Origin of the sequence: Pseudomonas asiatica (assembly GCF_009932335.1) — a bacterium.
Lineage (GTDB): Bacteria > Pseudomonadota > Gammaproteobacteria > Pseudomonadales > Pseudomonadaceae > Aquipseudomonas > Aquipseudomonas asiatica.
In genome coordinates this window covers 2,858,451-2,871,506 of record NZ_BLJF01000001.1, presented here as the reverse complement: position 1 = coordinate 2,871,506, position 13,056 = coordinate 2,858,451, and the positions used below count along the sequence as shown (strand labels likewise).

Annotated in this window: 11 protein-coding genes; 3 read left to right on the top strand and 8 right to left on the bottom strand. The window is 62.3% G+C overall.

Features of this window, described 5'->3' with window-relative positions:
- Positions 1-95: 95 nt before the first annotated feature.
- The 7 genes from GYA95_RS13385 to GYA95_RS13355 form a co-directional block, all read right to left on the bottom strand.
- The gene (locus tag GYA95_RS13385; protein WP_003258855.1) at positions 96-524 is read right to left on the bottom strand and encodes a GNAT family N-acetyltransferase; all 429 of its coding nucleotides are present in this window, start codon (positions 522-524) and stop codon (positions 96-98) included.
- On the bottom strand, positions 517-1,683 hold the full coding sequence (locus GYA95_RS13380; protein WP_013973298.1) for a ribosomal protein uL16 3-hydroxylase: 1,167 nt from the start codon (positions 1,681-1,683) through the stop codon (positions 517-519). The genes GYA95_RS13385 and GYA95_RS13380 overlap by 8 nt, the downstream gene beginning before the upstream one ends.
- Positions 1,684-1,764: 81 nt before the next feature.
- Complete coding sequence (purB, locus tag GYA95_RS13375; RefSeq protein WP_015270974.1) at positions 1,765-3,135, bottom strand: adenylosuccinate lyase; 1,371 nt, start codon at positions 3,133-3,135, stop codon at positions 1,765-1,767.
- A 237-nt stretch (positions 3,136-3,372) separates the two neighbouring features.
- Complete coding sequence (gene hflD / locus GYA95_RS13370) at positions 3,373-3,999, bottom strand: high frequency lysogenization protein HflD (protein ID WP_015270973.1); 627 nt, start codon at positions 3,997-3,999, stop codon at positions 3,373-3,375.
- Positions 3,996-5,120, bottom strand: a complete 1,125-nt coding sequence (gene mnmA, locus GYA95_RS13365; protein WP_015270972.1) for a tRNA 2-thiouridine(34) synthase MnmA — start codon at positions 5,118-5,120, stop codon at positions 3,996-3,998. The genes hflD and mnmA overlap by 4 nt, the downstream gene beginning before the upstream one ends.
- 60 nt (positions 5,121-5,180) lie before the next feature.
- On the bottom strand, positions 5,181-5,621 hold the full coding sequence (locus GYA95_RS13360; protein ID WP_015270971.1) for an NUDIX hydrolase: 441 nt from the start codon (positions 5,619-5,621) through the stop codon (positions 5,181-5,183).
- Positions 5,622-5,823: 202 nt separating this feature from the next.
- A complete protein-coding gene (locus GYA95_RS13355) occupies positions 5,824-8,049 on the bottom strand; it encodes an NADP-dependent isocitrate dehydrogenase (protein WP_161551405.1) in 2,226 nt (741 codons plus the stop codon).
- Between the two features lie 427 nt (positions 8,050-8,476).
- Between GYA95_RS13355 and icd the strand changes: the two genes are divergently transcribed.
- Entirely contained in the window at positions 8,477-9,733 is a 1,257-nt protein-coding gene (icd, locus tag GYA95_RS13350; RefSeq protein WP_015270970.1) for an NADP-dependent isocitrate dehydrogenase, read from the top strand.
- A 74-nt stretch (positions 9,734-9,807) separates the two neighbouring features.
- Here the strand turns inward: icd and cspD are convergent, their stop codons facing one another.
- The gene (gene cspD / locus GYA95_RS13345; protein ID WP_013973291.1) at positions 9,808-10,068 is read right to left on the bottom strand and encodes a cold shock domain-containing protein CspD; all 261 of its coding nucleotides are present in this window, start codon (positions 10,066-10,068) and stop codon (positions 9,808-9,810) included.
- Positions 10,069-10,297: 229 nt separating this feature from the next.
- On the opposite strand from cspD, the gene clpS reads away from it, so the two are divergent.
- Positions 10,298-10,660 carry an ATP-dependent Clp protease adapter ClpS gene (gene clpS / locus GYA95_RS13340; protein ID WP_013973290.1) on the top strand — a complete coding sequence of 121 codons (363 nt, stop codon included), beginning with the start codon at positions 10,298-10,300 and terminating at the stop codon, positions 10,658-10,660.
- Positions 10,661-10,690: 30 nt separating this feature from the next.
- Positions 10,691-12,961, top strand: coding sequence for an ATP-dependent Clp protease ATP-binding subunit ClpA (clpA, locus tag GYA95_RS13335; protein WP_013973289.1), 2,271 nt, complete (start codon positions 10,691-10,693; stop codon positions 12,959-12,961).
- Positions 12,962-13,056 lie beyond the last annotated feature (95 nt).

Genomic DNA, 13,056 nt, shown 5'->3' with positions numbered 1-13,056 from the left:
TTATCTGGATGGATGTACAGCTTTTTGTCAGGGGAGATGTATTTTGCTGTGCCGGCCTCTTCGCGGGCAAAACCGCGAAGAGGCCGGTACAGGGATCAGGCGCGCGAGTCGCGCACCATGTCCACGTGCGGGATGCCGGCTTCGAGGAACTCTTCGCTGACTACGCGAAAGCCCAGCCGCTCGTAGAACGGCGTGGCGTGCACCTGGGCGCTGAGCATCTGCTGTTTAAGGTCGCGGTTCTGTGCTTCGACAATCACCGCGTTCATCAGCGCGTCACCCACTTTCAGCCCGCGCCAGTCCTTCAGCACCGAGACCCGGCCGATGGTGCCGTCAGGCAGCAGGCGCGCTGTGCCGATCGGGTAGTCGCCTTCCAGGGCCAGGAAGTGCGCGGCGGTCGGGTCATCCGAATCCCACTCCAGTTCTGGTGGAACGTGCTGTTCGGCAATGAACACCGCTTCGCGGATGCGGCGGATGTCGGCGTTGTCCTTGTGCCAGTCGGCGAGGCGCACACGAATCTTATTCATTGGCGAATCCCAGGCTTCCTTGTTTGACCAGCTGCTGTACCAGCATAAGGCCATCTTCATCCTGCAGCCATTCGCCCAGGTTGTCGATGTGCAGGGCGTCGGCCGCGCAAACCAGCTTCAGCAGCTCGCGCAGTTTGCCCGGTAGCGGGCAGCTGCGGCCGCTGGCGAACAGAAGCAGGTCTTCTTCGAATTCCGACCAGGCCAGACGCGCGCTCGGGTTGCGGATCAGGATGGCGCCTTGTTCCAGGGCATCGATCAGTTCTTCCTCGGACAGCTCTTCACCGACGATCTGCTCGGGGTAGCGCGGCTCGGTCATGAACTGGCCGAACCAGGTCAGTAGCAGGTCCTTGTCGCCCATGTGCTTGTCGAGCAGCGCCTTGAGGCGGTCGAGGGCATCGTGCTGGATCTGGTGCGGGTCACTGACCGGCTGGGCGTCGGCGTCGCTGTAGCGTTCTTCATCGGGCAGGAACTGGCCGAGGAAATCGGTGAAGTGGGTCAGCACTTCGGCGGCGCTTGGCGCGCGGAAGCCTACCGAGTAGGTCAGGCAGTCGTCCACGGCCACGCCGTAGTGGGCCAGGCGTGGTGGCAGGTAGAGCATGTCGCCCGGCTCCAGGGTCCACTCATCGCTCTGCTCGAAATCGGCGAGGATGCGCAGGTCGGCGTGCTCCAGCAGCGAGCTGTCGCTGCTGCACATCTGGCCGATTTTCCAGTTGCGCTGGCCGTGGCCCTGCAGCAGGAAAACGTCGTAGTTGTCAAAGTGCGGGCCGACGCTGCCACCAGGGGCGGCGAAGCTGATCATCACGTCATCGATGCGCCAGCTGGGCAGGAAGCGGAAGTTTTCCAGCAGTTCGGCTACTTCCGGGACGAACTGGTCCACGGCCTGCACCAGCAGGGTCCAGTCCTTTTCCGGCAGCTCGGCGAAGGTGTCTTCGGTGAACGGGCCGCGGCGCAGCTCCCACGGGTGCGCGCCGTGCTCGAGCACGATACGCGACTCTACTTCCTCTTCCAGGGCCAGGCCGGCCAGCTCGTCGGGGTCGATCGGGCTGATGAAGTCCGGGAATGCCTGGCGCACCAGCAGCGGCTTCTTCTGCCAGTAGTCGCGCATGAATTCGCGGGCCGAGATGCCGCCGAGCAGCTGCAGTGGAGTATCAGGATTCATGTTCAACCTATTGAAAAAATGTAATTTTCGTCCGGGAATAAAAACGCCCGGCCAGGCCGGGCGTTGAACGCGACGGTCAGCTTAGATGCGTTTGGCCTGTGCTGCCGCGTTGCCGATGTAGGTAGCAGGGGTCAGCTGCTTGAGCTCGGCCTTGGCTTCGGCTGGCATGTCCAGGCTGTCGATGAAGGTCAGCAGCGCTTCCGGGGTGATGCCCTTGCCACGGGTCAGCTCCTTGAGCTTCTCGTAGGGGTTTTCGATGTTGAAGCGGCGCATCACGGTCTGGATCGGCTCGGCCAGCACTTCCCAGCAGGCGTCCAGATCGGCGGCAATGCGGGCTTCGTTGACTTCCAGCTTGCCGATGCCTTTCAGGCTGGCTTCGTAGGCGATGACGCTGTGGGCAAAGCCCACGCCCAGGTTGCGCAGCACGGTAGAGTCGGTCAGGTCACGCTGCCAGCGCGAGATCGGCAGCTTGCTGGCCAGGTGCTGGAACAGCGCGTTGGCGATACCCAGGTTGCCTTCGGAGTTTTCGAAGTCGATCGGGTTGACCTTGTGCGGCATGGTCGACGAGCCGATTTCGCCGGCAACGGTCTTCTGCTTGAAGTAGCCCAGCGAGATGTAGCCCCACACATCGCGATCGAAGTCGATCAGGATGGTGTTGAAGCGGGCGATGGCGTCGAACAGCTCGGCGATGTAGTCGTGCGGCTCGATCTGGGTGGTGTACGGGTTGAACTGCAGGCCCAGCTCGTCTTCGATGAAGGCGCGGGCGTTCTGCTCCCAGTCGATCTGCGAGTAGGCCGACAGGTGGGCGTTGTAGTTGCCCACGGCGCCGTTGATCTTGCCCAGCAACGGCACGGCGGCAACCTGGGCGATCTGGCGCTCCAGGCGGTACACGACGTTGGCCAGTTCTTTACCCAGGGTGGTCGGCGAAGCCGGCTGGCCGTGGGTGCGCGACAGCATGGGCACGTCGGCGTGGGCGTGAGCCAGGGCGCGGATGGCGTCGGCGATCTGGCGCATCAGCGGCAGCAGCACTTCGTCACGGCCGGCGCGCAGCATCAGGGCGTGGGACAGGTTGTTGATGTCCTCGCTGGTGCAGGCGAAGTGGATGAACTCGCTGACCTTGGCCAGCTCAGGCAGCTTGGCGGCCTGCTCCTTGAGGAGGTATTCGATCGCCTTGACGTCGTGGTTGGTGGTGCGCTCGATTTCCTTGACGCGTTCGGCGTGCTCGAGCTTGAAGTCGGTGGCCAGGCTGTCCAGCAGGGCGTTGGCTTCGGCGGAGAACGCCGGCACTTCGCCGATCTGCGGGTGGGCGGCCAGGCGCTGCAGCCAGCGCACTTCGACCAGGGCGCGGAAACGGATCAGGCCGAATTCGCTGAAAATGGGGCGCAAGGCCTGGGTTTTGCCGGCATAACGGCCGTCTACAGGGGAAACCGCAGTGAGCGAAGAAAGCTGCATGGGGTGTTCTCGGACAGTCAGGCTTTTGGAAGGGCGCATATCATACATGAATTTCGCGCCCGAGTCGGGTGGCTGACCAAAGGTCGGGCCATAAATCAGCTGTGGCATTGTGCATTGCCTGTTCTGGCCCTATCGCCGGCAAGCCAGCTCCCACAGGTACTGCACCGGTCTTGAGCACAGTGCATATCCTGTGGGAGCTGGCTGGCCGGCGATGAGGCCGGAACTGTCAAACCCCTGTCAGGAGGGGCTGCGCATCATGTCGTACAGTTCGTTCAACAGCTTGCGCCGGCTGAATACCAGCTGCCAGCGGTGCCCGCCCAGCTGGCGCCACAGGCGTGCGGCGCGGATGCCGGCCAGCAACAGGGCGCGGATTTTCGAGGCATTGCTGGCCTGCTGCAGGAAGCGCATGTCGCCATGCACCTGGATGCGCTGGCGCAAGGTGCTCAGGGTGTCCTGGTACAAGGCTCCGCTGGAAGCGATGACGTTTTCATGAACCAGGCCAAAATGCTCGGCCTGGGACTGGATTTGCGGCAGGCGGTTGCCGATGGTGTCGAGCAGGTCGCCGCGCTTGTTCAACTGGCGTTCAAGGCCCAGCATCGACAGGGCGTAGCGCAGTGGCTCGCGCTGCAGGCTGCTGGGGTCGCGCTCCAGCGCACCGACCAGCGCGCGATAGCCGTCGCGCAGGTTCAGGTCGTCCCCGCCGAACACCTCCAGGGTGTCCTTGGGGTCACGGACCAGCAGGCTGCCCAGCATGCAGCCGATGTTGGCCTCGCTGGCCTGGCCGGTGCGGGCGATGCGGTCGACCAGTACAGCGGCCTGGAACACACCGCCCAACGCAATCAGCTGCTCCTGCAGGTTGCTCATGCGCGCGGGCTCCACGGCTCGGCGGCTTCGATCACGCCGCCGCCCAGGCACACTTCGCCGTCGTAGAACACCACCGACTGGCCCGGGGTAACGGCGCGTTGCGGTTCGTCGAACACTGCGCGGTAGCCGCTTTCGGTCAGCTCCAGGGTGCACTGCTGGTCGCTCTGGCGGTATCGCACCTTGGCGGTGAGCTGGCGCGGGCTGCTGAGGTCGACCGGGTTGACCCAGAAAATTTCCGAAGCGAGCAGGGCGCGGGAGAACAACCACGGGTGTTCATTGCCCTGGCCGACCACCAGCACGTTGCGGGTCAGGTCCTTGTGCAGCACGTACCACGGCTCGTCACCGGCGTCCTTCAGGCCGCCAATGCCCAGGCCCTGGCGCTGGCCGATTGTGTGGTACATCAGGCCGTGGTGGAGGCCGATCACTTCACCGTCGGTTGTCTCGATGTTGCCCGGCTGGGCCGGCAGGTATTGCTTGAGGAAGTCGCTGAAGCGGCGCTCGCCGATGAAGCAGATGCCGGTGGAATCCTTTTTCTTGGCGGTGGCCAGGCCGTGCTTTTCGGCAATGGCGCGTACTTCGGGCTTTTCCAGCTCGCCAACCGGGAACAGGGTGCGGGCGATTTCCTTGCCGCCGACGGCGTGCAGGAAGTAGCTCTGGTCCTTGTTCGGGTCCAGGCCCTTGAGCAGCTCGGTGAGTTCACCGGTGTCGCGGCGGCGCACGTAGTGGCCGGTGGCGATCAGGTCGGCACCCAGCGACAGGGCGTAGTCGAGGAACGCCTTGAACTTGATTTCGCGGTTGCAGAGGATGTCCGGGTTGGGCGTGCGGCCGGCCTTGTACTCTTCGAGGAAGTGCTCGAACACGTTGTCCCAGTATTCGGCGGCGAAGTTGGCGGTGTGCAGCTTGATGCCGATGCGGTCGCACACGGCCTGGGCGTCGGCCAGGTCTTCACGGGCGGTGCAGTATTCGGTGCCGTCGTCTTCTTCCCAGTTCTTCATGAACAGCCCTTCCACCTGGTAGCCCTGCTCCATGAGCAGAAGGGCGGAGACGGAAGAGTCCACGCCGCCGGACATGCCGACGATGACGCGGGTCTTGGCGGGGTCTTTGAGTGCTGGGCTGGTCATGGGTACCGGTGTGTATCAAAGGGGGAAAAACGCCAATTCTATCAAACCTGCGGCGGCGCGTCAGTCGCGCAGCAGGTCGAGGCTGTGCAAGGGGCCTTTGAGGTAATCGTCGAGGCAGCGTGGCACCAGTTCGCTGCGCCAGCGGGCGGGGTTGGCCAGCAGTTCGTCGCGGGTCAGCCACACGGCGCGGACGATGTCGCTGTCCAGCGCCAGGTCGGCGTGATGGCGCACGGGGCGGGCGGCGAAGCAGATGCGCTGGTAGGTCACGCCGTTGCTTGGGGCGGTGTACAGGTAGATGCCGACCAAGCCGGTGAGCTCGACTTCCCAGGCGGTTTCTTCGAGGGTTTCGCGCAGGGCAGCCTGGGGCAGGGTCTCGTTGGGTTCGAGGTGGCCGGCGGGCTGGTTGAAGACGTGCTGGTTGGCTTTGAACTCTTCGACGAAAAGGAACTTGCCTTCGTGTTCGACGATGGTGGCGACGGTGATGTGGGGTTGCCAGGTCATTTGTATGTCCCTTCAGATTGGTGGGGCCGCTTTGCGGCCCATCGCCGGCAAGCCAGCTCCCACAGGTGCAGTGCAAGCTTGAGGCATTCACAATACCTGTGGGAGCTGGCTTGCCGGCGATGGGTTGCAGAGCAACCCCATTTCCCAGAAAGCACAAACCCCGGTGCGTGGCCGGGGTTTGTGCTGTTACTTCAAGCGAACCTTACAGGGCGGCAATGGCGCTGTTCAGGGTCTGGCTTGGGCGCATCACCTTGGCGGTCAGCTCGGCATCCGGAGCGTAGTAGCCACCGATGTCGGCCGGCTTGCCCTGGACGGCGTTGAGCTCGGCGACGATGGTCTCCTCGTTCTCGGTCAGGGTCTTGGCCAGTGGTGCGAAGCGTGCCTGCAGGGCAGCGTCGTCGTTCTGCGCAGCCAGGGCCTGGGCCCAGTACAGGGTCAGGTAGAAGTGGCTGCCGCGGTTGTCGATACCGCCAACTTTGCGCGAAGGCGACTTGTTGGTGTCGAGGAACTTGCCGGTGGCCTGGTCCAGGGTATTGGCCAGCACTTTGGCGCGCGGGTTGTCGTAGGTGTTGCCCAGGTGCTCCAGGGAAGCGGCCAGGGCCAGGAATTCACCCAGCGAGTCCCAACGCAGGAAGTTCTCTTCCACCAGCTGCTGCACGTGCTTCGGTGCCGAACCGCCGGCGCCGGTTTCGAACAGGCCACCGCCGTTCATCAGTGGCACGATCGACAGCATCTTGGCGCTGGTGCCCAGTTCCATGATCGGGAACAGGTCGGTCAGGTAGTCGCGCAGCACGTTGCCGGTCACCGAGATGGTGTCCTTGCCTTCGCGGATGCGGGCCAGGGAGAACTTGATGGCGTCGACCGGTGCCAGGATGCGGATGTCCAGGCCGGTGGTGTCGTGATCCTTCAGGTACTTCTGCACCTTCTCGATCATCACGCCGTCGTGGGCGCGGGCCGGGTCCAGCCAGAACACTGCAGGGGTGTTGCTCAGGCGGGCACGGTTGACGGCCAGCTTGACCCAGTCCTGGATCGGCGCGTCCTTGACCTGGCACATGCGGAAGATGTCACCGACTTCGACGTTCTGCTCGAGAACGACCTGGCCTTTGCTGTCGACCACGCGCACGACGCCGTCAGCCTTGATCTGGAAGGTCTTGTCGTGGGAACCGTATTCTTCGGCCTTCTGCGCCATCAGGCCGACGTTCGGTACGCTGCCCATGGTGGTCGGGTCGAAGGCGCCGTTGGCCTTGCAGTCTTCGATGGTGGCCTGGTAGATGCCGGCGTAGCAGCGGTCCGGGATGATCGCCTTGGCATCCTGCAGTTCGCCGGCGGCGTTCCACATCTTGCCCGAGTCACGGATCATGGCCGGCATCGAGGCGTCGACGATGACGTCGCTCGGCACGTGCAGGTTGGTGATGCCTTTGTCGGAGTTGACCATGGCCAGAGCCGGACGCTGGGCGTACAGGGCCTGGATGTCGGCTTCGATCTCGGCCTGCTTCTCGGCTGGCAGGTCCTTGATGCGGGCATACAGGTCGCCGATGCCGTTGTTGGCGTTGAAGCCAACTTCAGCCAGGGCGGCGGCATGCTTGGCCAGCACGTCGTTGTAGAACTCTTCGACGATGACGCCGAACATGATCGGGTCGGAGACCTTCATCATGGTGGCTTTCAGGTGTACCGACAGCAGCACGCCGGAGGCCTTGGCATCGGCGATCTGCTCGGCAATGAAGGCTTTCAGGGCCTTGCGGCTCATGGTGGCGCAGTCGATGACTTCGGCAGCTTTTACCGCAGTCTTTTCTTTCAGTACGGTGGTGTTGCCGTCTTTGCCGACCAGCTCGATGCGCAGGCTGTCGTCAGCTTCGATCAATGCGGCTTTCTCGCTGCCGTAGAAGTCGCCCTGGGTCATGTGGGCAACGTGCGACTTGGAGTCGGCAGCCCAGGCGCCCATCTTGTGTGGGTGCTTGCGGGCGTAGTTCTTGACCGACAGCGGCGCGCGGCGGTCGGAGTTGCCTTCGCGCAGGACCGGGTTCACGGCGGAACCTTTGATGCGGTCGTAGCGGGCGCGGGATTCTTTCTCTTCCGCGGTGGCCGGCTCGTCGGCGTAGTCAGGGATGTTGAAGCCCTTGCCTTGCAGTTCCTTGATCGCGGCTTTCAGCTGCGGTACCGAGGCGCTGATGTTCGGCAGCTTGATGATGTTGGCTTCAGGGGTGGTAGCCAGCTGGCCCAGTTCCGCCAGGTGATCGCCTACTTGCTTCTCTGCGCCCAGTTGCTCCGGGAAGGCGGCGAGGATGCGGCCAGCCAGGGAGATGTCGCGGGTTTCGACGGCGATGTCAGCCGAAGCGGTGAAGGCTTCGATGATTGGCAGCAGCGAGTAAGTGGCGAGGGCGGGGGCTTCGTCGGTGAAGGTATAGATGATCTTGGAACGGGTGGGCATGCGGGTTAACTCTCTGTGTGCTGAGCGTGCTCGAGTCTCGTGGTGCGCAGGGTAGGCGCATCGCCCTGGCAGCGCCATGAGCGGAAAGTCGAGAGGCTGCGAGCGGTGATGGTGGATGCATCAGTCGAGCGTCAAGTGCTGAGCTGCGGTAACAACCCAGGCTTTATGGCCAGGCTTTGTGTCCATTCATGGCCAAGGGCGGTCCGCATTTTTCCAAGGGATCGCCCCGATGACCCTTCGGTCGCGGCGGAGTATACCAAACCATTCGGGCTAATCAGCAAGGCCAAGTGATATCGGCCCATTTATAAGACCAAAGACTAAGCGGCAATGTGGCGGGTTGTCGCATGCCTTGCAGGTCGGCAGATGTGGTTTAGGCTCAGTGGATCGCATGATGTCCAATCACACCCGACAGCGGAGTAGTGCAAGCATGGGATACCAGAAAATCAAGGTTCCGACCGACGGCGCGAAGATCACCGTCAATGCAGACCATTCGCTCAACGTTCCCGACAACCCGATCATTCCTTATATCGAGGGCGACGGGATTGGCGTCGATGTCTCGCCGGTAATGATCAAGGTGGTCGACGCCGCCGTGCAGAAGGCCTACGGCGGCAAACGCAAGATCGCCTGGATGGAAGTGTACGCCGGCGAGAAAGCCACCCAGGTGTACGACCAGGACACCTGGCTCCCCCAGGAAACCCTCGATGCCGTACGTGATTACGTGGTGTCGATCAAAGGGCCGCTGACCACCCCGGTGGGCGGTGGCATCCGGTCGCTCAACGTGGCCTTGCGCCAGCAGCTGGACTTGTACGTGTGCCTGCGCCCGGTGCTGTGGTTCCAGGGCGTGCCCAGCCCGGTGAAGAAGCCAGGCGATGTGGACATGGTGATCTTCCGTGAGAACTCCGAGGACATCTATGCCGGCATCGAGTGGAAGGCCGGCTCGCCAGAGGCGAACAAGGTGATCAAGTTCCTCAAGGAGGAAATGGGCGTTACCAAGATCCGCTTCGACCAGGACTGCGGCATTGGCGTCAAGCCGGTGTCTCGCGAGGGCACCAAGCGCTTGGTGCGCAAGGCCCTGCAGTACGTGGTGGATAACGACCGCGAGTCGCTGACCCTGGTGCACAAGGGCAACATCATGAAGTTCACCGAGGGTGCCTTCAAGGACTGGGGTTATGAAGTGGCGCGCGACGAGTTCGGGGCCGAGTTGCTCGATGGTGGCCCGTGGATGAAGTTCAAGAACCCCAAGAGTGGGCGCGAGGTCATCGTCAAGGACGCCATCGCCGACGCCATGCTGCAGCAGATCCTGCTGCGCCCGGCCGAGTACGACGTGATCGCCACCCTCAACCTCAACGGTGACTACCTGTCCGATGCCCTGGCGGCGGAAGTGGGTGGTATCGGCATTGCGCCGGGTGCCAACCTGTCCGACACCGTGGCCATGTTCGAGGCCACCCACGGCACCGCGCCCAAGTATGCCGGGCAGGACAAGGTCAACCCGGGTTCGGTGATCCTGTCGGCGGAGATGATGCTGCGGCACATGGGCTGGACCGAGGCGGCAGACCTGATCATCAAGGGTACCAACGGCGCGATTGCCGCCAAGACCGTGACCTATGACTTCGAGCGCCTGATGGACGGCGCCACACTGGTGAGCAGTTCAGGCTTTGGCGATGAAATGATCAAGCATATGTAGGGCAATGGAAAACCGGCCGCTTCCATTAAAGAAGCGGCCGGCTTTGTTCGTATACCGGCAGGCGGCTCAGCAGATCAGGCGTCGGCAGTGCTGCCGGCTGGCCGTGCGCTGGTCGGCGCAGGCGCGGCAGTGGAAGCGCTGCAGATCTTGACTGCGTGCAGGCCTTTGGGGCCTTGGATAATCTCGAAACTCACGGCCTGGCCGGCCTTGAGCGTCTTGTATCCGTCCATCTGGATGGCTGAGTAATGAGCGAACAAGTCTTCATCCTTGCCCTCTTCATTGATGAATCCGTAGCCCTTGGCATTGTTGAACCACTTGACTTTACCGCTTGCCATCCCTATGTCCCTCTGCAAAGGACTCCATCACTGGAGTATCATCCACTCATCCGCATACGAACCATGCGAAAAATCTGGTTGACTGCGCGGATCTTTATCGACCACGGTGGGTTCTTATTGGTTGTAACACCGTTTTGCCGATAGTCAAGGTCGCCCGGCGCCTGCGCTGGCCGTGCCCTTCGCAGTCAACCCACAACCTTAACCTGTCGCTCATGATGAAATTCTTTCCATGCATGCACCTAGTGAGATTCGACTAACATTCAATCAGGATCGCCCGCAATCGAATGAGGACGACGGCTCAGGTCTTGCAGTTCAGGAAGCCAAGCCGATCCTGCAGGCGCCACCTATGTACAAGGTGGTTTTGTTCAACGATGACTACACGCCGATGGATTTCGTCGTCGAAGTGCTCGAGACGTTCTTCAATCTGAACCGCGAGCTGGCGACCAAGATCATGCTGACCGTCCATACCGAAGGGCGGGCAGTGTGCGGATTGTTTACCCGTGACATCGCCGAAACAAAGGCTATGCAGGTCAACCAATACGCCAGGGAAAGCCAGCATCCGCTACTCTGTGAAATCGAGAAGGACGGTTAATCGCCGACCACTTGGGTATGAGGTGAAGCTATGTTAAACCGCGAGCTCGAAGTCACCCTCAATCTTGCCTTCAAGGAGGCTCGTTCGAAGCGTCATGAGTTCATGACCGTCGAACATCTGCTGCTGGCACTCCTTGACAATGAGGCTGCCGCGACCGTTCTGCGCGCCTGTGGCGCCAATCTCGACAAACTCAAGCACGACCTGCAAGAGTTCATCGATTCCACCACACCCCTGATTCCGGTCAACGACGAAGATCGTGAAACCCAGCCGACCCTGGGCTTCCAGCGTGTACTGCAGCGTGCCGTGTTCCACGTGCAAAGCTCCGGCAAGCGTGAAGTCACTGGCGCCAACGTGCTGGTTGCGATCTTCAGCGAACAGGAAAGCCAGGCCGTGTTCCTGCTCAAGCAGCAGAGCGTGGCCCGCATCGACGTGGTCAACTACATCGCCCATGGCATCTCCAAGGTGCCGGGCCATGGTTCGCATTCCGAAAGCGACCAGGAAATGCAGGACGAAGAGGGCGGCGATACCGCCTCTTCGAGCAACCCGCTGGATGCCTATGCCAGCAACCTGAACGAGCTGGCCCGTGCCGGCCGTATCGACCCGCTGGTAGGCCGCGAGCAGGAAGTGGAGCGCGTGGCGCAAATCCTTGCCCGTCGGCGCAAGAACAACCCGCTGCTGGTGGGTGAGGCAGGCGTGGGCAAGACCGCCATCGCCGAAGGCCTGGCCAAGCGCATCGTCGATGGCCAGGTGCCCGACCTGCTGGCGCAGAGCGTGGTGTATTCCCTCGATCTCGGCGCACTGCTGGCTGGTACCAAATACCGTGGCGATTTCGAGAAGCGTTTCAAGGCGCTGCTCGGCGAACTGCGCAAACGCCCGCAGGCGATCCTGTTCATCGATGAAATCCACACCATCATTGGTGCTGGCGCGGCGTCGGGCGGGGTGATGGATGCGTCCAACTTGCTCAAGCCACTGCTGTCGTCGGGTGAAATTCGTTGCATCGGTTCGACCACCTTCCAGGAGTTCCGTGGCATCTTCGAGAAGGACCGTGCCCTGGCACGGCGCTTCCAGAAGGTTGATGTCAGCGAGCCGTCGGTCGAAGACACCGTGGGCATCCTGCGTGGCTTGAAAGGGCGCTTCGAAAGCCACCACAACATCGAGTACAGCGACGAAGCCTTGCGCGCCGCCGCTGAACTGGCCTCGCGCTACATCAATGACCGGCACATGCCGGACAAGGCCATCGACGTGATCGACGAAGCCGGTGCCTACCAGCGCCTGCAGCCGGAGGCCAACCGCGTCAAGCGCATCGACGTGCCGCAGGTCGAAGACATCGTCGCCAAGATTGCGCGCATTCCGCCGAAGCACGTCACCAGTTCCGACAAGGAACTGCTGCGCAACCTCGAGCGTGACCTGAAGTTGACCGTATTTGGTCAGGACCAGGCGATCGATTCGCTGGCCACCGCTATCAAGCTGTCCCGCGCCGGCCTCAAGTCGCCGGACAAGCCTGTCGGTTCGTTCCTGTTCGCCGGCCCGACCGGCGTCGGCAAGACCGAAGCAGCACGGCAGCTGGCCAAGGCGCTGGGGGTTGAGCTGGTGCGCTTCGACATGTCCGAGTACATGGAGCGCCACACCGTGTCGCGCCTGATCGGTGCGCCTCCTGGCTATGTTGGCTTCGATCAGGGTGGTTTGCTGACCGAGGCGATCACCAAGCAACCGCACTGCGTATTGCTGCTCGACGAAATCGAGAAGGCCCACCCGGAAGTCTTCAACCTGCTGCTGCAGGTGATGGACCACGGCACCCTGACCGACAACAACGGGCGCAAGGCCGACTTCCGCAACGTGATCCTGATCATGACCACCAACGCTGGCGCTGAAACCGCCGCGCGGGCCTCGATCGGCTTTACCCATCAGGACCATGCGTCCGATGCCATGGAAGTCATCCGCAAGAGCTTCACGCCGGAGTTCCGCAACCGCCTGGACACCATCATCCAGTTCGGCCGCCTGAGCCACGAGACGATCAAGAGCATCGTCGACAAGTTCCTTATCGAACTGCAGGCGCAGCTGGAAGACAAGCGTGTGTTGCTGGAGGTCAGCGATGATGCGCGCGGTTGGCTGGCGGCCTCGGGTTACGACGTGCAGATGGGTGCGCGGCCGATGGCGCGGTTGATCCAGGACAAGATCAAGCGGCCGCTGGCCGAGGAGATCCTGTTTGGCGAACTGGCCGAGCATGGTGGCGTGGTGCACGTCGACCTGCGCGATGGCGAGCTGGTGTTCGACTTCGAGACCACGGCTGAGGTTGCGTGACAGCGGGGGCCGCCTTGCGGCCCATTCGCAGCACAAGGCTGCTCCTACAGGGAATGCATGCTCCCCTTGTAGGAGCGGCCTTGTGCTGCGAGCGG